This is a genomic window from Micromonospora sp. LOL_021, assembly GCF_048060215.1.
Lineage (GTDB): Bacteria > Actinomycetota > Actinomycetes > Mycobacteriales > Micromonosporaceae > Micromonospora_E.
In genome coordinates, this window is record NZ_JBHMIN010000003.1 from 191,462 (window position 1) to 212,305 (window position 20,844).

Annotated in this window: 24 protein-coding genes; 8 read left to right on the forward strand and 16 right to left on the reverse strand. The window is 70.3% G+C overall.

The window, feature by feature from the left end; all coding sequences use genetic code 11:
* Positions 1-200: 200 nt before the first annotated feature.
* Entirely contained in the window at positions 201-1,130 is a 930-nt protein-coding gene (locus ACFHWT_RS04500) for a glycosyltransferase (RefSeq protein ID WP_416593299.1), read from the reverse strand.
* Between the two features lie 114 nt (positions 1,131-1,244).
* Between ACFHWT_RS04500 and ACFHWT_RS04505 the strand changes: the two genes are divergently transcribed.
* Together ACFHWT_RS04505 and ACFHWT_RS04510 are read left to right on the forward strand one after the other, a co-directional pair.
* The gene (locus tag ACFHWT_RS04505) at positions 1,245-2,174 is read left to right on the forward strand and encodes a WecB/TagA/CpsF family glycosyltransferase (RefSeq protein ID WP_416593300.1); all 930 of its coding nucleotides are present in this window, start codon (positions 1,245-1,247) and stop codon (positions 2,172-2,174) included.
* Positions 2,171-3,145: a glycosyltransferase family 2 protein gene (locus ACFHWT_RS04510; protein ID WP_416593301.1), complete on the forward strand. Its 975-nt coding sequence runs from the start codon at positions 2,171-2,173 to the stop codon at positions 3,143-3,145. Before ACFHWT_RS04505 ends, ACFHWT_RS04510 begins: the two co-directional genes overlap by 4 nt.
* Before the next feature lie 54 nt (positions 3,146-3,199).
* Here ACFHWT_RS04510 and ACFHWT_RS04515 read toward each other — a convergent pair whose 3' ends face one another.
* From ACFHWT_RS04515 to ACFHWT_RS04530, 4 genes are all read right to left on the reverse strand, one after another.
* The gene (locus tag ACFHWT_RS04515) at positions 3,200-4,015 is read right to left on the reverse strand and encodes an alpha/beta hydrolase (RefSeq protein ID WP_416593302.1); all 816 of its coding nucleotides are present in this window, start codon (positions 4,013-4,015) and stop codon (positions 3,200-3,202) included.
* Positions 4,016-4,058: 43 nt separating this feature from the next.
* Positions 4,059-4,418 carry a hypothetical protein gene (locus tag ACFHWT_RS04520; protein ID WP_281551343.1) on the reverse strand — a complete coding sequence of 120 codons (360 nt, stop codon included), beginning with the start codon at positions 4,416-4,418 and terminating at the stop codon, positions 4,059-4,061.
* Positions 4,419-4,453: 35 nt separating this feature from the next.
* Positions 4,454-6,067: a 3-hydroxyacyl-CoA dehydrogenase family protein gene (locus ACFHWT_RS04525; protein WP_281551344.1), complete on the reverse strand. Its 1,614-nt coding sequence runs from the start codon at positions 6,065-6,067 to the stop codon at positions 4,454-4,456.
* 70 nt (positions 6,068-6,137) lie between these two features.
* A complete protein-coding gene (locus ACFHWT_RS04530; RefSeq protein ID WP_281551345.1) occupies positions 6,138-6,680 on the reverse strand; it encodes an FHA domain-containing protein in 543 nt (180 codons plus the stop codon).
* A 327-nt stretch (positions 6,681-7,007) separates the two neighbouring features.
* On the opposite strand from ACFHWT_RS04530, the gene ACFHWT_RS04535 reads away from it, so the two are divergent.
* A complete protein-coding gene (locus ACFHWT_RS04535; RefSeq protein WP_281551346.1) occupies positions 7,008-8,510 on the forward strand; it encodes an aldehyde dehydrogenase family protein in 1,503 nt (500 codons plus the stop codon).
* Between the two features lie 7 nt (positions 8,511-8,517).
* Here the strand turns inward: ACFHWT_RS04535 and ACFHWT_RS04540 are convergent, their stop codons facing one another.
* Together ACFHWT_RS04540 and nucS are read right to left on the reverse strand one after the other, a co-directional pair.
* Positions 8,518-9,912: a DUF2786 domain-containing protein gene (locus ACFHWT_RS04540; RefSeq protein WP_281551347.1), complete on the reverse strand. Its 1,395-nt coding sequence runs from the start codon at positions 9,910-9,912 to the stop codon at positions 8,518-8,520.
* A gap of 119 nt (positions 9,913-10,031) precedes the next feature.
* Positions 10,032-10,688 (reverse strand): endonuclease NucS, encoded by a 657-nt coding sequence (nucS, locus tag ACFHWT_RS04545; RefSeq protein ID WP_278171154.1) that lies wholly within the window; start codon positions 10,686-10,688, stop codon positions 10,032-10,034.
* A 69-nt stretch (positions 10,689-10,757) separates the two neighbouring features.
* Here nucS and ACFHWT_RS04550 point away from each other — a divergent pair, with 69 nt between their 5' ends.
* Positions 10,758-11,375: a DUF4126 domain-containing protein gene (locus ACFHWT_RS04550; RefSeq protein WP_281551348.1), complete on the forward strand. Its 618-nt coding sequence runs from the start codon at positions 10,758-10,760 to the stop codon at positions 11,373-11,375.
* A 31-nt stretch (positions 11,376-11,406) separates the two neighbouring features.
* Here ACFHWT_RS04550 and ACFHWT_RS04555 read toward each other — a convergent pair whose 3' ends face one another.
* From ACFHWT_RS04555 to ACFHWT_RS04575, 5 genes are read right to left on the reverse strand one after another with little or no spacing between them, the layout of a single operon-like run.
* On the reverse strand, positions 11,407-12,150 hold the full coding sequence (locus ACFHWT_RS04555) for an ABC transporter permease (protein WP_416593303.1): 744 nt from the start codon (positions 12,148-12,150) through the stop codon (positions 11,407-11,409).
* On the reverse strand, positions 12,147-13,049 hold the full coding sequence (locus tag ACFHWT_RS04560; protein WP_289213523.1) for an ABC transporter ATP-binding protein: 903 nt from the start codon (positions 13,047-13,049) through the stop codon (positions 12,147-12,149). Before ACFHWT_RS04560 ends, ACFHWT_RS04555 begins: the two co-directional genes overlap by 4 nt.
* 21 nt (positions 13,050-13,070) lie before the next feature.
* Positions 13,071-13,796, reverse strand: a complete 726-nt coding sequence (locus ACFHWT_RS04565) for a hypothetical protein (RefSeq protein ID WP_281551351.1) — start codon at positions 13,794-13,796, stop codon at positions 13,071-13,073.
* Positions 13,793-14,686, reverse strand: a complete 894-nt coding sequence (locus tag ACFHWT_RS04570; protein ID WP_289213524.1) for an ATP-binding cassette domain-containing protein — start codon at positions 14,684-14,686, stop codon at positions 13,793-13,795. The genes ACFHWT_RS04565 and ACFHWT_RS04570 overlap by 4 nt, the downstream gene beginning before the upstream one ends.
* Positions 14,683-15,051 carry a GntR family transcriptional regulator gene (locus ACFHWT_RS04575; RefSeq protein WP_281551353.1) on the reverse strand — a complete coding sequence of 123 codons (369 nt, stop codon included), beginning with the start codon at positions 15,049-15,051 and terminating at the stop codon, positions 14,683-14,685. Before ACFHWT_RS04575 ends, ACFHWT_RS04570 begins: the two co-directional genes overlap by 4 nt.
* Positions 15,052-15,197: 146 nt before the next feature.
* Between ACFHWT_RS04575 and ACFHWT_RS04580 the strand changes: the two genes are divergently transcribed.
* Positions 15,198-16,058, forward strand: a complete 861-nt coding sequence (locus ACFHWT_RS04580; RefSeq protein ID WP_282232093.1) for an ABC transporter ATP-binding protein — start codon at positions 15,198-15,200, stop codon at positions 16,056-16,058.
* Between the two features lie 29 nt (positions 16,059-16,087).
* A complete protein-coding gene (locus ACFHWT_RS04585) occupies positions 16,088-16,930 on the forward strand; it encodes an ABC transporter permease (protein ID WP_416593344.1) in 843 nt (280 codons plus the stop codon).
* Positions 16,931-17,093: 163 nt separating this feature from the next.
* On the opposite strand, the gene ACFHWT_RS04590 is transcribed toward ACFHWT_RS04585, so the two are convergent.
* Together ACFHWT_RS04590 and ACFHWT_RS04595 are read right to left on the reverse strand one after the other, a co-directional pair.
* Entirely contained in the window at positions 17,094-17,648 is a 555-nt protein-coding gene (locus ACFHWT_RS04590; RefSeq protein WP_282232094.1) for an AAA family ATPase, read from the reverse strand.
* A gap of 293 nt (positions 17,649-17,941) precedes the next feature.
* A complete protein-coding gene (locus tag ACFHWT_RS04595; RefSeq protein WP_281551357.1) occupies positions 17,942-18,160 on the reverse strand; it encodes a winged helix-turn-helix domain-containing protein in 219 nt (72 codons plus the stop codon).
* 354 nt (positions 18,161-18,514) lie between these two features.
* Here ACFHWT_RS04595 and ACFHWT_RS04600 point away from each other — a divergent pair, with 354 nt between their 5' ends.
* Positions 18,515-18,919 carry a DivIVA domain-containing protein gene (locus tag ACFHWT_RS04600; RefSeq protein ID WP_281551358.1) on the forward strand — a complete coding sequence of 135 codons (405 nt, stop codon included), beginning with the start codon at positions 18,515-18,517 and terminating at the stop codon, positions 18,917-18,919.
* On the forward strand, positions 18,916-19,581 hold the full coding sequence (locus tag ACFHWT_RS04605) for a GNAT family N-acetyltransferase (protein WP_416593304.1): 666 nt from the start codon (positions 18,916-18,918) through the stop codon (positions 19,579-19,581). The genes ACFHWT_RS04600 and ACFHWT_RS04605 overlap by 4 nt, the downstream gene beginning before the upstream one ends.
* Positions 19,582-19,594: 13 nt before the next feature.
* On the opposite strand, the gene ACFHWT_RS04610 is transcribed toward ACFHWT_RS04605, so the two are convergent.
* Positions 19,595-19,882, reverse strand: coding sequence for a type II toxin-antitoxin system RelE family toxin (locus tag ACFHWT_RS04610; protein ID WP_282232097.1), 288 nt, complete (start codon positions 19,880-19,882; stop codon positions 19,595-19,597).
* A 107-nt stretch (positions 19,883-19,989) separates the two neighbouring features.
* Positions 19,990-20,838 carry a 3-hydroxyacyl-CoA dehydrogenase family protein gene (locus tag ACFHWT_RS04615; protein ID WP_416593305.1) on the reverse strand — a complete coding sequence of 283 codons (849 nt, stop codon included), beginning with the start codon at positions 20,836-20,838 and terminating at the stop codon, positions 19,990-19,992.
* Positions 20,839-20,844 lie beyond the last annotated feature (6 nt).

Genomic DNA, 20,844 nt, shown 5'->3' on the forward strand with positions numbered 1-20,844 from the left:
CCCCCAGGCACTCCCCGTCCCGACCGATCGCAGCGCGCTACGCCGCCCCATCGGGACCGAGGCTGACGTTAACCCAGGCCACGAACCTTCCCAAGGAACTTAATGCTCTCTTATGGCAAGCCGGCACGACCCTGAGCTCACCCGCAGCGAACGTGAATGATGAAATCCGCTCACCTCGAACATCGACAGATCGAGATCGTTTACCGGCCGCTCGGGCCGGCTCCGGAGGCGTCGACCGCGGAATGTGGATCAGCGGGACCACCGGTCGGCACACCGGCAGTGGTCCGTCCCCAACCGGAGCGCACGCTCCAACCAGGAGAACGCCGCCTTAACTCTGCCGCAACGGTGATCGCCACATAACAGAACGCGGCCGGAACAAGGTGTGGCGCCGTGAGTACGACCCTCCGCAACCAGGACCACGGACGGGAACCGGGCACCGGATCGAGTGCCAACTCGGCGCCCCGCGGATCCGTCCGGACAAACTCCCAGAACTCTGCGTTACCGGCCCGGGACCTGGCCACTCGTCGGACCAACTCACCCGTACGCCGTGGTGCCACCACCCGTACGGGCAGGTCAACGTCCCGCTTTTCGTCGGCTCTGACCACTGCGTCGAGAAACATGTCGTCGGCGATAATGTCCGGAAAATTGGTGAATCGCGCCCGCGCAGCGGCGGAGATTGCGATCAGCCCACGACCGAAGAGGCGGCCGCTGAATACCGGCAACCGCGCATTGATCGCGTAGTAGGCCCGCACCGGCCAGGTACTCGCCGAGGTGTCGATCACCGGTCGCGGCGCCGCCGCCTCCACGCCGGGTTCGGCGATCACGGCGGCGAGCGCGCGTAGAAGTTCCACCGATACCGCGATGTCCGCATCCAGGTAGATCCGGACGTCTCCCCCGGCAATCTCGTCGGCGGCGTTGAGCGCGGCGATTTTCGACGGCGTGGCGATCTCCAGCACCCGGGCGCCGCAGGACCGGGCGACCGCCGCCGTCCGGTCGGTGCAGCCGTTGGCGGCCACGATGATCTCGACGTCCGGCCCGAAGGACGGCGATTCGGTCATTGCACGCAAGACCGGGCCGATCCCTTCTTCCTCGTTGAAGGCCGGCATGATGACGGTAATCTGCACAACCACGATGCTTCCATTCACGGACGATGCGACAACCAGTCGAATGGGCAACCTCACTATCGCCTAGCTGACACCGATTGGCCCATCCGGTGGACCACTACGCCGAGTACGGTGCAGCTTGTGCCTCGTGACCAGTACCCCGTTACCGCAAATAGGCATCGGATCACTCTGAGCAATGTCGCTTTTGATCCCGTTCGGGAAGAAGACGTCATCCGCCACGTCGTCGCCGCACTGGACGCCGGAACCGGCGGCCAGATCATCACCCCGAATGTGGACATCCTGCGCCGCGCCAACCGCGAAGAGGAGTGCCACAGACACATAGAGTCATCAACTCTGGTAGTCGCGGACGGTGCGCCACTAATCTGGGCCAGCCGGATCAGCGGTGACCCACTGCCGGCCCGGGTCCCCGGGTCCGACCTGATCTGGAGCTTGTCCCGGGCGCTCGGCGAGCAGCGCCGGTCGGTCTACCTGCTCGGTGGCGAGCCAGGCACAGCGGTGCAGGCCGCCGCCGTACTCCGCCGCGAGTTTCCCCAGCTCACCATCGCCGGCCAGCTCAGCCCGCCGTTCGGGTTCGACCGGTCCGAGGAGCAACTCAGCCAGATCTGCGCCGAGGTGGCCGCCGCCCGACCGGACCTGATCTTCGTCGGGCTCGGCTTCCCCAAACAGGAACGGCTCATCGCCCGGCTCCGGCCGATGCTGCCGAACACCTGGTTCATGGGTTGCGGAGCGGCGATCGGTTTCGTCGCCGGGGTACACCGTCGGGCCCCCCGGTGGATGCAGCGCACCGGGTTGGAGTGGATGCACCGGCTGCTCCGCGAGCCACAGCGGCTCACCCGCCGCTACCTGCTGCACGACGTACCGTTCGCGCTGCAGTTGCTCGGCGGCAGCGTCCGAACCCGGTGGCGGCGCGGTGACCAGGCGACGAACACCGGCAGCGTGCCGGCGCTCCCGCCGACCCGGCACATCCCGGCCCCCCGGGGCAGTCAGGACAGCCAGGACAACCGGGACGCCAACCGTCCCGACCCGGTCGGCTCCGGGAACCGCCCGTGAGCCGCCCCGACGTCTCGGTCGTCATCGTCTCGTACAACACGAGCCAGCTGATCGTGCGCTGCCTGACCGAGCTGTACGCGAGCCTGACCCCGGACGTCACAGCGGAGGTGGTGGTGGTCGACAACGCCTCCACCGACGGTTCCGCCGACACCATCGCCGACCGGTTCCCGCAGGTCCGCCTGGTACGGCTGACGGAAAACGTCGGTTTCGGCCGAGGCATCAACCGTGGGGCGGCGGTCAGCACCGGGCGCTACCTGCTCTGTCTCAACCCGGACACGGTTCCGGTCGGCCATCCGGTCACCGAACTGGTCACCTTCGCCGACCAGCATCCCGGTCACGGCCTGTACACCGGGCGCACACTGCACCCCGACGGCACCGACGACAACTACTCCTGCTGGGGCGTGCCCACGGTATGGAGCATCTTCGGCTTCGCCAGCGGGCTGTCGACGGCATTCCGCGGCCGAGCCTGGGCGGATCCGGAGGCGCTGCCCGGTTACGACCGCAAATCGGTACGCGAGGTGCCCGCGCTGTCCGGCTGCATGCTGCTCATCGAGCGGGACCTGTTCGGCCGACTTGGCGGCTTCGACCCGCAGTACTTCCTCTACAGCGAGGACATCGACCTCAGCACCCGGGCCAGGGCGCTGGGCGCCCGCCCGGTGCTGACCCCGACCGCTCAGGTGGTGCACCTGGTCGGCGCCTCGTCCAGCTCCGAGGGGCAACGGATCCGGATCCTGCGCGGCAAGGCCACCTACGTCCGACGGCACTGGTCGCCGCTGCGGGCCTGGACCGGCGTCCGGCTGCTGGTCGCCGGGGTCGGTCTACGGGCGGTGGGCAAGACGCTGCTCGGCCGGGATCGGTCCCGGGGCGTCGACTGGATCGAGGTCTGGCGTTCCCGCCGCGACTGGGCGGCCGGTTACCCACCGGTCGAGGAGGATCGGCCGACCACCGAACGGCTCGAACCGGCCGGCTGACCGCCCCGGACATCGCATCCCACGGTCACGTCGTTCGTGGGCATACCCGTGCGGTCACCCTTCGTCGGCCTGCCGCTGCGGCGGCCCGGCGACCGGGACGTCGGCGAACGCCGCCACCGTACGGTCGGCGTACGCATTGGCGTCGCCGTACTCCATCGGGCCGTCCCAGCTGGTCGGCAGCGGCACCGTGACCTGCGGCGCGACCCGACGGACCACCTCGTCGAGCACCCGCTCCACCTGGCCGACCCAGAGATGGCGGGCACCATCGACCCCGACCACCTCCACGTGCCCGACCACGGCGAACCGCCGGGTCGCCTCGTCCGGCCGCAGGTAATCGTCCAGCTCCGGGACCAGCGCGGTGAGTGGTTTGCCGGACGCCGACCAGGTGGCCAGGTCGGCGTCGGTAGCGAAGCGCAGCGGCGGCGACAGCAGGATCGCTCCCTCGACCACCGGGTCGCAGCCGTAGCGCAGTGCCAGGTCGGTGCCGAACGACCAGCCGAGCAGCCAGATCCTGGGCAGCTCGGCGAACTCGGCGTACTCGATCGCCGCCGCGACGTCGAACCGCTCCCCCTCGGCCGAGTCGAAGCTGCCGCCGCTGGTGCCGCGCTCGCTGCTGGTGCCCCGGGTGTTGAACCGGAGCACGGCCACGTCGGCCAGCGCCGGCAGCCGCCAGGCGGCCTTGCGGAACACGTGGCTGTCCATCATTCCGCCGTGGGTGGGCAGCGGATGCAGGCAGACCAGCGTGGCGACCGGCGGACGATCGGCTGGTAACGCCAACTCACCGACGAGGGTAAGCCCGTCGGCGGTGTGCAGCTCGATGTCGCGGCGCTCGGCGGGCAGGATCGACATGGACCGGATCGGCTCGCTCACCCGGCCAGTCTCGCACTGCCCTGACCCGCCGGACCGTCGGGGATCAGCCGTAGCGGGGCGCGGAGCGGGATCGCTCGACCGCCGGCCGCCGCTGCTCGCGGGCCCGCCAGCAGCCGGAGTGCCAGTGCCGCCGGTCGGTCAGGTCGCCCCGGCCGTCCGCCGGCCAGGCGACCACGTGCGGCACACCCGGCCGGATCTCCTGCAGACACCCCGGGCAACGGTACGTCTTGGTCGCCGCCGGACCGGGCACCGACCGCACCATCCAGTCGCCGTCGCTGAACGACTGCACGGCGGCGACGCCCCGGCGCACCCGCTCCGGGTCGACCGGCTCGGGCTGGCCGGAATCGCCGTGGCCGGCGCGACCGGCGGACCGGCGGGTCGGACGGTTGCGGCGCGGACTCATGATCGCAAGGGTACGTCGCCGCTGTGGCGCCCTGCTCAGCCGGCGTGGTCGCGGAAACCGCCCCCGGTGCGCCGGCCGAGCCGACCGGCGGTCACCAGGTTGCGCAGCAGCGGGGCGGGTGCCAGCCCGGGCTCGGGCAGCTCCCGGTGGATGGCGGTCTGGACGGCCAGCGCCACGTCCAGGCCGACGGTGTCGAGCAGCTCGAACGGCCCGGCGGGATAGCCACAGCCGAGTTTCATCGCCGCGTCGATGTCGTCCGCCGTCGAATAGTTGCTCTCCAGCATCCGGACCGCGTCGTTGAGGTACGGCACCAGCAACGCGTCGGCGATGAAGCCGGCGCGGTCGCCGCAGGTCACCGCGGTCCTACCGAGTGCCGCGCAGAGTTGGTGCGCGGCCCGCACCGCGCTCGGCGAGGTCCGGACGGTACGCACCACCTCGACCAGGCGGGCCCGCGCCGCCGTACCGCCAACGAAGTGCAGTCCGACCACGTCGGCCGGCCGGCCGGTGGCCATCGCCACGTCGATCACCGGTGCCGTCGACGGGCCGACCACCACCACCAGGTCGACGGCGGCCAGGTCACGCACGGCCTGGTGGTGGTGGTCGGCCGCCGGGACGCCACCGGGGTCGGCCACCGCGACGACGTCGACTCCGGCGGCGGTGAGGACGTCCGCGACGTCGGTCGCGGCGCTGCCCGACCCGACCACCCCGACCGTACGGGGTGCCGGCTCAGCGGCCTCAGCGCCGGCCACCGGGCTGAGGTCGTCCGGGGCGAGCCGCGACGAGCCCGGTGCCTGGTAGGTGTAGAACCCCCGGCCGGACTTGCGGCCGAGCAGCCCGGCGGTGACCATCTGCCGCAGCAGCGGCGCGGCCGCGTGCCGGCGGTCGTGGCCACCACGCTGGTACATCGTCTCCAGCACCTGGTAGGCGGTGTCCAGGCCGATCAGGTCGAGCAGCGTCAACGGGCCCATCGGCAGGCCGTGGCCCTGCTGCATGGCCGCGTCGATGTCCTCCCGGCTGGCGTACCCGGCCTCGTACATCCCGACCGCCTGGTTGAGGTACCCGAACAACAGCGCGTTGGCGATGAAGCCGGCGCGGTCGGTGACGCTCACCCCGACCTTGCCGAGCCGGGCGCAGAGCGACTGGACGTCGCGGGCCACCTCCGGCGCGGTCACCACGGTGCTGATCACCTCGACCAACCGCATCACCGGTGCCGGGTTGAAGAAGTGCAGCCCGATCACCTGGCCGGGACGTTCGGTGGCGACAGCGATCTCGGTGACGCTCAACGACGAGGTGTTGGTCGCCAGGACGGCCCCCGGTGGGCACACCCGATCGAGCTCGGCCAGCAGGCGTCGCTTGAGATCGAGCCGCTCCGGGACCGCCTCGACGGCAAGGTCGACGTCGCGGAGTGCGTCGAGTCCGACCGCGAAGGTCACCCGGGCGTGCAGTGCGTCCCGGTCGGCCGGATCGAGTTTGCCGCGGGCGACGGCCCGGTCGGTGGACGCCGTCAGGTTGACCCGGCCCTTGTCCAGCGCCGCCCCGTCCACCTCGACGGCGACCACGTCGACGCCGTTGCGGGCGAAGACCTCGACAATCCCGGCACCCATCGTGCCGAGCCCCACCACTCCCACGGTGTTGAACTCGCGCGCCATCTGGTCTCCGTCCGTCACCTGCGTCGGCCCCGATGCATGGCGAGTCTGCCACGAGCCGCCGCGCCGCCGCTCAGGAGAGCACCACGACCAGCCAGGTCAACCAGCCGACCAGGAAGATCCCCGCCAGCCCGGCCATCAGCAACGTGCTGGGCCGGCGTCGGGGGCGCATCGGCTGGGTGGGCTCGCCGAGCGCGGTGTGCAGCGGCGAACCCGGCCCGGTGGTCGGGCGCACCGGTGCGCCGGGCAGCGCCGCCGTGGCCGGTCGGGGGATCCGGGTGCCGACCGGGTCGGTGAGCGCCGAGGCCGGGTCGTAGAACCGCAGTTCCACGCCACCGATCCGGATCCGGTCCCCGTCGCGCAGCTCGGTCGGCTGCCGGATACGCAGGTCGTTGACCCAGGTGCCGTTCGTCGACTCCTGGTCGGTCAGCACCGTACGGCCGCCACCGGCGGTTAGCACCGCGTGGCACCGGCTGACCTTGATGTCGTCGATGGTGATGTCCAGGCCGGCGTCCCGACCGATCACCCGTTCCCCGGGGGACAGCCGGTAGCTGGCCCCCGGAGTCGGGCCGGTTATCACCTGAAGGAGAGGTAGCAGCGACTGGTGTTCGGACATCAGCTGGTGAAGTGCCTTCCCCCCTCGACAGCGACGCACGTCGCGCCACCCGTTGCAGCCTGCCAGCTCGCGCCGACCCGGGACATGGTCCCTTGTCCGGTGTTGGCCGCCGGCCGGGTCAGGTCCGCGCCACCGATTCGACGGTGGTCCGCGACAACCGGACACCCGCCCTGACGCCAGGTGGCCAAGGCTGTCATTGCATCGCCAAGAATCGAAGTCTCGCTACCCGCGAGTACCCTTCACGGCTAACCTCGGACAATACTGCGCGGCGGGCAGGCGGAGCGATCCGGGGCCGGTGCGCAGCCGCAGCTGGTGGAGGAGGCCAAGGTGACGGTGGTACGGAACCCAAGCCTGCCGGTGGTCGACGACGGGCACCTTCTCTCCTGCCACCCGGCGACCGGTGCGCAGGTGGGCCGGGTCCCGATCGCCGACCGCGATCAGGTCGCGGCGGCGGTGGCGGCGGCCCGGACCGCCGCCGATTGGTGGGTCGGAATCGGCCACGCGCAACGCCGCCGCCGGCTGCTGCGCTGGCGGTCGCTGCTCGCCACCCGGATCACCGAACTCGCCGATCTGGTCAACCGGGAGTGTGGCAAACCGGTGGCCGAGGCGGTCGTCGAGATCGCCGCCGCGATCGAACACATCGACTGGGCGGCCCAGCACGCCAGGCGGGTGCTCGGGGTCCGGCGGACCCGCACCCGGCTGATCACCGCCGAGTTCAGCGGTCACCTGGAGTACCAACCGCTCGGAGTGATCGGGGTGATCGGCGCGTGGAACTACCCGGTGCTCATTCCGATCGGCCCGATCGCGTACGCGCTGGCCGCCGGCAACACGGTGGTCTTCAAACCCAGCGAGTACACCCCGGTGACCGGACAGTGGCTGGTCGACACGCTCACCGAGGCGGTCGGCGCGGAGTCGGTCCTGACGGCCGTACACGGGCTTGGCGACGTCGGCGACGCGTTGTGCCGGTCCGGCGTGGACAAGCTCTCGTTCACCGGCTCACCACGGACCGGCCGCCTGGTCATGGCGGCCTGCGCCGAGACACTCACCCCGGTGGTGATCGAGGCCGGCGGCAAGGACGCGATGATCGTCGACGACGACGCCGACATCGACGCGGCGGCGGAGGCCTGCGTCTGGGGAGCGATGACCAACGCCGGGCAGAGCTGTATCGGCATCGAGCGGGTGTACGCGCTGGCCCCGGTGTACGACGCGTTCGTCACCGCGGTGGTGGACCGGGCCGGCCGGCTGACTGTCGGTAGCGGGCCGAAGGACCAGGTCGGGCCGATCGCCGTGCCCGGCCAGCTCGACGTCATCCGACGGCACATCGAGGACTCGCTGGCCGCCGGTGGGCGGGCGGTGCTCGGCGGTGCCGCAGCGGTACAGCCGCCGTACGTGCATCCGACCGTACTGGTCGACGTGCCGCCCGACTGCGCCGCCGTCCGGGAGGAGACCTTCGGACCGACCGTCACGATCCACCGGGTCGAGACCATCGACGAGGCGATCACGGCGGCCAACGACACCCGCTACGGGCTGGGCGGCGCGGTCTTCGGCAAGCGGCGGGGGATCGCCGTCGCCCGCCGGATTCGCAGTGGAATGGTGTCGATCAACTCGGTGCTCACCTTCGTCGGGTTCAGTGAGCTGCCGTTCGGCGGAGTCGGCGAATCGGGTTTCGGCCGGGTGCACGGTGAAGACGGGCTGCGGGAGTTTACCCGGTCCAAGGCGATCACCCGCCGCAGGGCACCGTCGCTGCTGCCGACGATGACGTTCGAGCGGACCCCGACCGACGTGGCCCGCATCGTCAAGGTGATCAAGCTGCGGTACGGCCGCGACTGATCGCGGGTCAGCCGGCGATCGGCTGGTGCGCGCCGAGGCTGGCCTGGTCGGCGGCGGTGGTGCCGGCGATCCACCCGGCCCGGTTGTGACCGGCGATCGACCGGCTGGTCACCGTCGGGAAGAGCCGCTCGGTGGCCCGGTCCACCTGCTCGTCGCGGGCCGCCAGCACCGGCACCAGCGCGGTGCCGGTCCGCGCGGCCGCCTCTCGACCGACGTCGTCGGCGGCGGTACGCAACCGCTGCCCGATCCGCACCGCGTACGCCTCCAGGAAGGACTGGCGGAACGACCGGGTGGTCGACTGCCCGCCCCGGCCACGCTGCGGGCCGTTGCGCAGCATCGCCGCGGTGGCCTGTACCAGCAGCGAGGTGTGCAGCAACTCAACCGACTCGCAGTCGGCGGCGAACCCGACGACGGTGGCGAAGCCGAGATTGTTGGACCACACCGACCGGCAGCCGTTCGCCTCGGCGACCTGCTGCAGCAGCAACGCCTTGGCCTGCTCGTACGGTGCTTCCAGACCGATCCGGACGGCCACCGGGTCGACCTGTGGCCCGCCGGCACCGGTCTGCTGCGCGACGAGCAGCGCATGGTCGATGCGGTGCCGGGTCATCAGCTCCTGGGCCTTGGCCGACAGCGCTTCGGCCTCCTCCGCGAATTCGGTCGACTCGGCCTTGGCCAGCAGCGCCCGGATCCGGCCGAGCTGACGCTCGTCCACATCGTCCGTCCCGGCCGCCCCGGAGGGTGCGGCGGGGGTCGGCCGCCGACGCTGCTGCGTCCCGTCGTCACCGGGGCGGACCGTGCCGGGCAGCGGGGCCACCAGCTCCAGTCTCGGCAGGCCGATCAGCAGCCCGGCCACTCGCACCGCGAGCAGCACGGCAGCGGTCCGGTCCAGCTTGACTCCGGCCGCCCAGGCGGTCAGCCGGTGGTCGGGCCGAGCAGCACCCCACACGTCGAGGTCGAGATCACGCAGCTGGCGGTGCCAGCGGTCGGCGACCGTCGCCGGCGCGTACCCGCGCAGCTGCGCCGCGACGTACCCGGCGGTCAGGCTCACCGCCCGCTTGCCGAGCTCGCGGCCGGCCACCCGCAGCACGTCGGCCGGCATCCAGCCGTGGCCCCACAGCCCGGCGGCCACCTGCCGCAACGCCTCGTCTACCGCCTGGTCCACCAGCCGGCCGTCGGCTGCGACCAGCGCGGCCACGCACTCGTCGAGGTCGTCCGGTCGGTCGGCCGTCGCCATTCGGGCCGCCCGGCGCAGCAGCTCGTCGACCCGCTGCGCCTCGGTCGGTGGCTGGTAGAAACCGAACCCGTCGGGGTACGCCGCGCCGGCGGCCTGCGCCCGTTGGCGTTGCCGCTGCTCCCTGGCTTTCTTCTTGGCGGCTCGACGTTGCTGGTTGCGCACACCCATCGGGGAACTCCAGAAGCTCGGTGTCGGAGCTGGTCAAAGTTCGGAGCTGGTCAAAGTTCGGAGCTGGTCAAAGTTCGGTGCTGGTCCGAAGGTTGCTGCTGGTCGAAAGTTGACGGTGGTCAGAACAGGGTGAGCTCGTCCCGCTCGATGCCCCGCAACTTGTCGTAGTCGACCACCACGCACCGGATGCCGCGGTCTTCGGCCAGCACCCGGGCCTGCGGTTTGATTTCCTGTGCCGCGAAGATGCCGGTCACCGGCGCCAGCAGTGGGTCTCGGTTGAGCAGTTCGAGGTAGCGGGTCAGCTGCTCGACACCGTCGATCTCGCCCCGACGCTTCACCTCGACCGCGACGCTCGCCGCGCCGTCGCGACAGAGCAGGTCCACCGGGCCGATCGCCGTCATGTACTCCCGCCGCACCAGGGTGAAATCGTCACCGAAGGTGGTCGGGTTGGCGGCGAGCAGTTCCTGGAGATGCGCCTCCACCCCGTCCTTGCGCAGACCGGGGTCGACACCCAGGTCGTACGACATCTCCTGGAGAATCTCCTCCAGGGTGATCCGCAGCTCCTCGCCGGCCTTGTTGACCACCCGCCACATGCCCGGCGTCTCCTCCAGCCGGCACGGCGGGCTCATCCAGTTCAGCGGCTTGTACGCCCGATCGTCGGCGTGAATCGAGACCGATCCGTCCGCTTTGACCATCAACAGCCGGGTGGCCGGCGGCAGATGCGCCGAGAGTCGACCGACATAGTCCACCGAGCATCGAGCAATCACCAGCCGCACCCGACGAGGGTAGCGCCAGCGGTGCCCGCGTACCGCGCAGGGCTGGCGCGGCGGTGCGATCCTGGTGACGTGTTCGAACTGCTGACCGGGACCGGGCTGGCCTCATCCGCGGGGCTCAACGCCTACATCCCGCTGCTGACCGTCGGCGTGCTCGCCCGCTACACCAGCCTGATCACGCTGCCGGACGGCTGGCAGTGGATGTCCGACGAATGGGTGCTGGGCATCCTCGCCGTCCTGCTGGTTGTCGAGGTCGTCGCCGACAAGGTGCCGGTCGTCGACCACGTCAACGACGTGGTGCAGACGGTCGTCCGGCCGACCGCCGGCGGGCTGGCGTTCGGAGCGGGGTCGGCGTCGGAGACGGTGACGGTCAGCGACCCCGGAGGGTTCTTCTCCTCGGACCAGTGGGTTCCGGTGCTGGTCGGCGTGCTGATCGCGCTCGGCATACATCTACTCAAGGCGACCGCCCGACCGGTGATCAACACCGCCACCGCCGGGATCGGCGCGCCGGTGGCGAGCACTGCCGAGGACGCGACCAGCGTGGTGATGTCGGTCGTCGCGATCCTGCTGCCCGTCCTGGTGCTGGTCTTCCTGGTGGCATTGCTGATCGGCGGGCCGCTGCTGATCCGCCGGGCCCGGCAGCGCCGCCGGGATCGGCAGGCGGCCCGGGCCGCCGGATACCGGGTCTGACCGGACATCCCGGGCCGCGCATCGCATCGCCTCACCGCCAGCGGAACAAGCGGGCCGCCAGGGCACCGACCACCGCCAGGTAGCCGACCATCACCAGCAGGTGCAGCGGACGAACCGCCTGCCCGGCCCAGCTGGCCTGCAAGGCCTGGCTCAGTGCGCCGAGCGGGGTGAGGTCGCTCAACCGGCGGATCGTCTCGGGCATCATCGGCCCCGGGGTCCACACCCCGGCGAAGAACAACATCGGGAAGTAGACCAGCATGCCGATGGCGTTCGCCGCCCGCCCGGTCGACGCCAGCGCCGCGATCAGCAACCCGACCGTGAAGGTGGCCGCCCCGCCCAGCAGGAACACACCGAGGAAGCTAACCGGATGCTCGGGCAGCGGCACCCGGAACGTGACCGCCGCCGCGGCGACGGCCAGACCGACCGCGAGCGTCGTCGCGGCCACCGAGACCAGCAGCTGGGCACCGAGCAGCTTCGCCGGGCGTACCGGGGTGGTGGCCATCCGGCGCAGCACCCCGCGTTCCCGGTACCCGGCCACGGTCGTGGGCAGGGTGGTGATCGCGACGGTGGCGACCGCCATCGCGACCACCACCGGCAGATAGATGTCGATCGGCCGCAGCCCGGCGAGCTCCGCCACCGGGGTACGGAAACCTGGCATCACCCCACCCAGCACGACGACCAGCAGCATCGGGAAGGCCAGCGACATCACGATCGCCGCCGGGTCCCGCAGGAACAGTTTGGCCTCCATCACGGTGAGCCGGCGCAGCGCGGTCACCGGTCACCTCCGGTGAGGGCGAGGAACGCGTCGTCCAACGTCGCCTGCTGCAGGCGCAGCTCGCGCGGCGTGACGCCGTGCCGGGACAGCGCCGCCGCGACGGCGAAGAACAGCTCCGCACCGCCGTCGACAACGACCTCACGACCTTCGATGGTCACGGCGGTAACCTGCGGCAGCTCGGCCAGCAGGGCGAGGTCGAGCGGTCGGTCCGGGACGAACCGGATCCGCTGCCCGCTGTCGACGCTGGCGGCCAGCCCGGCCGGGGTGTCGAGGGCGACCACCCGGCCGGCGTCGATCACCGCGACCCGGTCGCAGAGCCGCTCCGCCTCCTCCATCAGGTGCGTGACCAGCACCAAAGTGACGCCCCGGTTGCGGACCGATTCGACAAGTCCCCAGGTGTCCCGGCGGGCCGCCGGGTCCAGCCCGGTGGTCAACTCGTCGAGGAACGCCACCTTCGGGTCGCCGACCAGGGCCAGGGCGACGGACAGGCGCTGCTTCTGCCCGCCGGAGAGCTGGCCGAAGCGGGCGTCGTGCCGAGCGGACAGGCCGAGCAGGTCGAGCAGCTCCCGCCAGTCGGCCGGCTGCCGGTAGAAGGAGCTGTAGAGCTCCAGCGCCTCCCACACCTTGATCCGCTCCGGTAGCTGGCTTTCCTGCAGCTGCGCCCCGAGTCGCTGGCGCAGCCGCGCGCCGTCGCGTTGCGGGTCCAGGCCGAGCACCCGTACGGTGCCCCGGTCCGGCCGGCGCAGCCCGAGCGCGCACTCCACAGTGGTGGTCTTGCCGGCACCGTTACGGCCGAGGATCCCGAAAATCTCCCCCTCATCGACGGTGAACGACACGTCGTCCACCGCGATCAGGTCGCCGTACCGCTTGTGCAGCTGCTCGATCTCGATGACGGACATGGCGTCGCTCCTCAGCTCTCCTCAGCCGGAGATCTTCTTCAGTGGCAGCCGGCGGACCAGCAGCCAGGTGACGGCACCGGCGACCAGCAGGGTCAGCAGCGCGATCGCCGTTCCGGTGCCAGCGTGTGCCTCGTCGTCAAGGCCGAGCATCCGGGCGAGGCCGAACCCGGTCCATTCGGTACGGAAGCCGATCTCGACGACGAACGCCGGCAGCAGCACCACTGGCAGCAGCAACGTCCCCCACCACGGATTGAGCAGGTGGTAGACGATCGCGGTCAGTACCCCGGCCGCCATGTAGCCCAGGTTGACCAGGCTGTACTCCAGCCAGATCGCGGCGGCGTCGCCTGCCGAACCGACCAGGTACGGCTCGGTGAGCCCGTCGAGCAGACCGAAGACGTCGAGGGTCAGGTATTCGAGGCCGAAGCCGAGCGTCGTCAGGGTGGAGAAACCGAGGGCGTACGGCACGAGGAAGCCCCAGGAGCCAATCAGCGCGTCCCGCCGGGTGACGCCGTGGGCGACGAACATCGGCAGGTAGGTGCCGACGGCGATGATGCCGAACACGAAGGTGAACCAACGCGGTGCCTGCAGGCCCATGTTCTGCCACATGCTCGCTTCGACCGTGCCGAACCGGGCGATCAGGCCGACGACCACGGCCCAGACCAGGTAGATGATCGTCCAGTACCACCCGGCCAGCGGCAGCGACCGGCGCAGCAGCGTACGGGTGACCTTCCAGGCGGTGGCGTTCATCGCCGGGCCTCCTTGTCCGTGGTGTCCGCCGTGAGGTGTACGAACAGGTCCTGCAGCCCGATCGGGCCGAGCTCCAGGCCGGCGGCGCGGGCGGCGGCCCGGTCGCCGTCGTCGACGGCCCCGAAGACGGTGGTGGACCGGGTGCCGCCGAGCTGCTGGCTGCCGAGCACGGTGCGTCCGGTGACGAACGCGTCGACGGCGGCGGCCGGGCCGGTCACTGCCGTCCCCCGGGCCCGCAGCGTCTCGGTCTCCTCGTGGGCGACCAGCCGACCCCGGTGCAGCACCACCACCTCCTCGAACAGCGACCCGACCTCCTCGATCAGGTGGGTGGAGAGCACAATGGTGCGCGGGTGCGCGAGGTAGTCGTTGAGCACTTCCTCGTAAAAGGCGTACCGGCTGGGTGCGTCGAGGCCGAGGTAGGCCTCGTCGAAGATGGTCAGCGGTGCCCGGGCGGCCAGCCCGAGGGTGACGCTGAGCGCCGACTTCATGCCCCGGCTCAGCCCGTTGAGCCGCTTGCGCATCGGCAGGTCGAACCGCTCGACCAGACGGGCGGCGTAGTCGGCGTCCCAGTTCGGACGCAGTGTCGCGGCGAGGTCCAGGATGCAGCTGACCCGGTCGGTGTCCTGGGCGTCAACCCGGTCCCGGACGAACGTGATCTGCGACATGATCGCCGCGTTCTCAAACGGGTCGGCGCCGCCGATGCGCGCCGTGCCGCTGGTGGCGGCCCGGAAGGCGGACAGTACGGCGAGCAGGCTGGTCTTGCCGGAGCCGTTGCGGCCGAGCAGTCCGTAGATCTTGCCCGGGACGAGAGTGAGGTCGAGCGAGTCGACGGCGACGGTGTCGCCGTAGCGGACGGTGAGATTGCGGGTCTCGATGCCCAGGCCGGTCACTGGTGTTCCCCTCCTGCTGCGTGTTGAATGCGGGCGACGACCTCGGTCAACGGGATGCCGATGATCCGGGCCTCGGTGACCATCGGGTCGACGACCTCGGTGAAGAACCGGTCGCGGCGTTGGCCGCGCAGCGTCTCGCGGGCGTTGGGGCTGACGAACATCCCGATGCCCCGCTTCTTGAACAGCACGCCCTCGTCGATGAGCTGGTGGAAGCCCTTGGCGGCGGTGGCGGGGTTGATCCGGTAGTAGCTGGCGTACTGGTTGGTGGACATGACCTGCTCGCCCTCCTGCAGCGCCCCGCTCAGGATGTCGTTTTTGATCTTGTCGGCTATCTGCTGATAGATCGGACTTCGATCATCGAACACGGGAGCACCTCTGGTTCACTGGTTCATTACTCGTGTAATGAACCGTAGCACCGGCGAACCAACCCAGTCCAGCCCGCCAGCGGTGTCCGTCACCACCACGACACCCGGGCGCCTTCCCCCGCACGGCAGGGGCGATAGTTGACGCCATGAGCGACAAGGCGGCGGACGCGCCGGCCATCGAGGTACGCGGGCTGCGCAAGATGTACGCCGGGACACCGGCGGTGGACGGGGTCGACCTGACCGTGCGGCGCGGCGAGGTGTTCGCTCTGCTCGGCCCGAACGGCGCTGGCAAGACCACCACCGTCGAGATCCTGGAGGGCTACCGCCGCCGCGACGCCGGCGAGGTGCGGGTGCTCGGCGTCGACCCCGACCCTGGTACGCCGCAGTGGCGCTCCCGGATCGGCATCGTGCTGCAGGGCACCGGCGAGTTCGACGAACTGACCGTCGCCGAGGTGGTCGGCCACTTCGCCGCCTTCTACCCGACACCGGACGACCCGGCGGCGGTGATCGACCGGGTCGGCCTCGCCGGCAAGGCCCGCGCCCGCACCCACACGCTGTCCGGCGGGCAGAAGCGTCGCCTCGACGTGGCGCTCGGCATCGTCGGCCGACCGGAGCTGCTCTTCCTCGACGAGCCGACCACCGGCTTCGACCCGGAGGCCCGCCGTGAGTTCTGGGAGCTGATCCGGTCACTCGCCGGTGCCGGCACCACCATCCTGCTGACCACCCACTACCTGGACGAGGCCGAAGCCCTCGCCGACCGGGTCGGGGTGATCGCCGCCGGTCGGCTCGTCGAGGTGGCACCCCCGGCCGAGCTGGGTGGTCGGCGGGACGCCCTGGCCACCGTCGCCTGGCGTACCGCCGACGGGACGGCGCACCGCGAGGAGAGCGCGACGCCGACGAAGCTGGTCGCCGAGCTGGCCGCGCGCTTCGACGGCGAGGTCCCCGGCCTGACCGTCACCCGGCCCACCCTGGAAGACGTCTACCTGCGGATGATTGGACACAAGTGAACGCGACCACCGGCGGCACCGCCGGCGCTGTGACCTCGCCGGCGGCCGGCACCCCCGGCACCTCATCGGCCGTGCAGCGGATCGGGCCGGCGCGGCTCGGGCTGCGGCAGGGTCGGCTGGAGATCCGGCAGTTCATGCGCAGCCGCGAGTCGGTCGTCTTCACGATGGCCTTCCCGGTCATCATGATCCTGATCTTCGCGTCGATCTTCACCGGCGAGATCACCGACGGTGTCCGGTTCACCCAGTACTTCATCACCGGCATGATCGCCACCGGGCTGATGACCGTCGGCTTCCAGAGCCTGGCCATCCAGATCCCGATCGAGCGGGACCGGGGTGTGCTCAAGCGGCTGCGCGGCACCCCGATGCCGAAATGGGTCTACTTCGCCGGCAAGGTCATCATGGTGGCGGTGATCGGCTTCGCCGAAACGGTGCTCCTGCTGGCGGTCGCGACGCTGCTGTTCGACCTGCAACTGCCGGACACGGCGGTCAAATGGTTCACCCTGGGCTGGGTGTCGGTGCTCGGCATCACCGCCTGCACGCTGTGCGGCATCGCCTTCTCGTCGCTGGCGCGCAGCGGTCGCAGCGCGTCCGCGGTGGCCACCCCGGTGTCACTGGTGCTGCAGTTCACTTCCGGCGTCTTCTTCGTCTTCACCGCGCTGCCCGGCTGGATGCAGCAGATCGCCGCGCTGTTCCCGCTCAAGTGGATGTGCCAGGGGCTGCGCTCGGTCTTCCTGCCGGAGGCTTTCGGCACGCAGGAGCCGGGCGGCTCGTTCGAGCTGGGCATGGTCGCGCTGGTGCTGGCCATCTGGTGCGTCATCGGCCTGGTGCTCTGCCTGACCACGTTCCGCTGGACCACCAAACGCGACGGCTGACGCCCAGGGGCACCAAGGTGCGCGCCGAAGACGTGATGCCGCAGGTGCATCTTGATGCACCTGCGGCATCACGCTCAACCGGCACCCCCAACCCGACGAGCTGGCACGACCGCCGACACCTGGCCGTGGTCGAGGACCACGACGGAATGGGACCACGGTCGGCTCACCGTCCGGCGTTCACGAAAGCGACGATCTCGTCGAGCCCAGGACGGTAGCCGTCGTTGGTGTCCACTTCGATCTCGGGTACGTCGAGTCGGACGGGCTGGAAGCCGTGGTGGCCGACGGTATGGGTCTGATGGTCACCGAGGTACGTATCGGCGTGGGCGCGCCGGGTTGCGTTTTCGTCCTGCCGCCGCTGGACGCGGTCGAAGGCCGTCTGCGCGGCGACCCGGCAGTGCACCACCCGGATGTCGGCGATTCCGATCAACGGCTGCAGGCCCGGCCGCCACAGGCGGTCCTGGAAAGCCGCCTCGGTGACCGTGGTGACCCCAGCGGTCAGCAGCAGTCGCAGCACGTTGAAGAAGGTGGGCAGGGTTCGAAGGGTCAGCTCGTCGCTCGGTGCGGCGATGATGCCGCCGGCAGTGTGGACCATGCCCTCCTTGATCTCGTCGCGGCAGATCGCCGGGCAGCCGATCCGCCGGGCGAGCAGGTAGGCAAGCGTCGTCTTGCCAGCCCCGGGTGGTCCGCTGATGACGACAAGGGTCGGCTTTGTTTCCACCACGTCGTTATAGCGCGGCGGCCGGTGCACGGGCAGGGACGGCCCTGAGTAGTCGGCCCTGAGTAGTCATAGTCATCTACGGCCAGAAATATCCCCGCCAACTGGCCACCAGCGAAGACCGAACTGGCCACCGACACACCGCCGGCTGACGCGGATGATCATCCGCGCCCTGCCGAACGCTATCGAGGTGAGGCCTACGAACGTTATTTTCGCGTTTTAACGTGCGTAGGCCTCACCTGATCATGAACTACGGCCGCCCGAGCCACCCCTGTCCGCCCAACGCCGACACGCAGTCACTTTGGTTCGGCCACGAACACGCCGACTCCTTCGAGGGTCTCGGTCAGCCCGGTGGCACGGAGGATCATCATCGCCTTGCCGACGACGGTGTCCGAGACGTCGTACTCGCGGCAGAGCTGTGAGCGGCTGGGCAGCTTTGTGCCCGGTGGCCACTCGCCAGACTCAATCTTCGCTCGTAGCTCGTCGGCAAGAACTTGGTACTGCTGCTTGGGCATACACACTCCCCGGATGGCATGCCCATTTGATCACGCTTCTACCTCCGACCTCAACCAGTTGCACGTTGCTCGTTGACCTACAACCGGTGGCGATTGTAGGTTGATGGCGAACGCCCCCGGATGGCTCTTGGGGCGGTCACCTCCGGTCGGGGCGTGTAGCGAGTCACGCCGTTGGGCGTCCCGGCCCCGAAGGTTCGCCCTGGTCGCCGTACCGCCGAGGAGGGCTGCGGTGATCGGGGTGGGGGTGGCCCCGCCGGCATCGGCAAGCGGCAGGGCCACCCCGTCCACCCACCAACAACACCCAGATGAGCGGAACCACCAGCGGCAGCAGCGAGCAATGGGGAGGAACACGAGATGCGTGAACTGTGGCGCCGGTGGCAGGTCCGCCGGCAACGACGCACCATGGCCGCCACACCACCGGCCGCCTGGCCCGCCGGCAGCGCCACCGGCGTCTACCGGACACCCGGCAGCCCCGCCGGCCACAATCAGCGCGGGTCGGCGTACCGGCCGATCCGGCCCTGGCAGGTCCGCAGCCACCGCTTCCCGACGGTCCCCCGGCGCGGCGGCGGCCGAGGCCTGGACCCCAGCGAGGTCGCCGCGTTCCTCGACCGCGTCGCCCACGATCTTGGCGTCGTGTACGCCGAGCTCGAACGCACCTGGGAGCAGAACGACCGGATCAAGGACGCGCTGCGCCGCTGGCAGTCCGCGCAGGCAACGCCCACCCGGCACGGCGTCTACCAGGCCGGCGCGCGCCGGTGACCGGGTCGACGCCAGCGGCCGGCAGCCGTGGCGGTCCGGCGCTGACCGTACGGACCGCCACGGCCGCCGACGTCGAACCCCTGGCCGAGTTGCTGGCGCAGGCGTGTGTGCTGGACCCGGTGGTGTCCTGGCTGATCAGCGACCACGCGTTGCGGTACCTGACGATGCACCGGTTCTTCGCCGCCGAGCTGGAGTACGCCGTCCGGCACGGCATCGTCGACGTGGTCGGGCACTGCGACGGCGTGGCGATCTGGTACCCGCACCCGGCAGACCGGCTCCTGTCGGCGGAACATCAGCGGCGCCGGTTGCGGGCCTGCGGTGACCGGCACGGCCCGTACGCGCACTACACCTTCACCGCCGGCCGGCTGGAACCGACCGGCCGACACCACCACCTGGCGTTCCTGGCGGCGGCGCCGTGGCTACGCCGCCAAGGCATCGGGTCGGCGCTGCTCACCGCGCATCATGCCCGGCTGGACCGGATCGGCATGCCGGCGGTGGTCGAGGCGAGCAGTCCACGGTCCCAGGCGTTCCACCTGCGCAACGGCTACCGGATCGTCCGGGTGGCGCACCTGCCGGCCGGCGGGCCGCCGCTATGGGCGATGCGCCGCTCCGGCGACCCGGTCGACCAACCACCTCTGGCAGCAGCACTACGCGTCAGCTGAACCGATGCGACTGCTACGGACGGTAGACATCCGTTTGGTGATCGATGCGGGTAACATGAACCGTTCGGTTGTCCTCGTCGATCCGGTAGATCACCCGATACGCGCCGCGTCGTGCCGAGTGATAATCGGTCAGTTCGCGGGTCAACGGCTTGCCGACCACATAGGGCCTTTCCAGCAACGGGCCGGTCAGGAACTGACCGACGGCCATCGCGACGACCAGCGGCAGGCCGACAGGTGGTCCCTTGGTCAGGGCTCGCCGGGCAGCGGGCGCTACGGAAAGTCGGTACGCCTCGTCGCTCACTGCTGTTCGCGCTCCGCGCGGTCAGCAAGCTGGCGCAGTAGTTCGTCAGCGTCGACGCCGTGGCCAGCGGCGATGTCAGCCTCAGCCTGCCGGATCTGGCGTCGAGGTCAGTAGCTGTAGAAGCCCTGGCCGGTCTTGCGGCCCAGGTCGCCGGCGGTGACCATGCGCTGCAGCAGCTCCGGCGGGAAGAACTTCTCGTCGGCGGTGTCAGCGTAGATGTTCTTCGCCGCGTGCAGCAACACGTCCGCGCCGGTCAGGTCGGTAGTGGCCAGCGGCCCCATCGCGTGACCGAAGCCGAGCCTGCAGGCGGTGTCGAGATCCTCGGCGGAGACCACGCCGGACTCGACGAGCTTGACCGCCTCGACGACCAGCGCGGCGATCAGCCGGGTGGTGACGAAGCCGGCGATGTCCCGGTTGACCACCACGCAGGTCTTGCCGATCTCCTCGGCGAACGCCTTCGCGGTGGCCAGCGTCGCGTCCGAGGTCTTGTAGCCGCGGACCAGCTCGCACAGTTTCATCATCGGCACTGGGGAGAAGAAGTGGGTACCGACCACCGATTCGGGGCGTTCGGTGACCGCGGCGATCTGGGTCACCGGGATCGCCGACGTGTTGGTGGCCAGCACCGCGTCCGCCTTGCAGATCTTGTCGAGTGCCCGGAACACCTCGTGCTTGATCTCGATGCGCTCGAAGACGGCCTCGACGACCACGTCCGCGTCGGCCGCTGCCTCCAGCTCGGTGGTGGTGGTGATCCGGCCCATCGTCGATTCGACGTCATCGGCGCTGATCACGCCCTTGCCGGCGAACTTGTCCAGGGACTGGCGGATGCCGGCGACGCCCCGGGAGGTCGCCGCGTCGTCCAGGTCGCGCAGGATGACCCGCCAGCCCGCCTGGGCGGCAACCTGGGCGATGCCCGAGCCCATCAACCCCGCGCCGATCACTGCCAGCTGACCTGCCATCTCTGC

Coding starts and splice junctions, on each gene's coding strand:
- ACFHWT_RS04600 (WP_281551358.1), top strand. CDS start 18,515: ATGCGTGAACTGTGGCGCCGGTGGCAGGTCCGCCGGCAACGACGCACC.
- ACFHWT_RS04540 (WP_281551347.1), bottom strand. CDS start 9,912: ATGGGTGTGCGCAACCAGCAACGTCGAGCCGCCAAGAAGAAAGCCAGG.
- ACFHWT_RS04520 (WP_281551343.1), bottom strand. CDS start 4,418: ATGAGTCCGCGCCGCAACCGTCCGACCCGCCGGTCCGCCGGTCGCGCC.
- ACFHWT_RS04595 (WP_281551357.1), bottom strand. CDS start 18,160: ATGCCCAAGCAGCAGTACCAAGTTCTTGCCGACGAGCTACGAGCGAAG.
- ACFHWT_RS04560 (WP_289213523.1), bottom strand. CDS start 13,049: ATGTCCGTCATCGAGATCGAGCAGCTGCACAAGCGGTACGGCGACCTG.
- ACFHWT_RS04580 (WP_282232093.1), top strand. CDS start 15,198: ATGAGCGACAAGGCGGCGGACGCGCCGGCCATCGAGGTACGCGGGCTG.
- ACFHWT_RS04615 (WP_416593305.1), bottom strand. CDS start 20,838: ATGGCAGGTCAGCTGGCAGTGATCGGCGCGGGGTTGATGGGCTCGGGC.
- ACFHWT_RS04565 (WP_281551351.1), bottom strand. CDS start 13,796: ATGAACGCCACCGCCTGGAAGGTCACCCGTACGCTGCTGCGCCGGTCG.
- ACFHWT_RS04530 (WP_281551345.1), bottom strand. CDS start 6,680: ATGTCCGAACACCAGTCGCTGCTACCTCTCCTTCAGGTGATAACCGGC.
- ACFHWT_RS04525 (WP_281551344.1), bottom strand. CDS start 6,067: ATGGCGCGCGAGTTCAACACCGTGGGAGTGGTGGGGCTCGGCACGATG.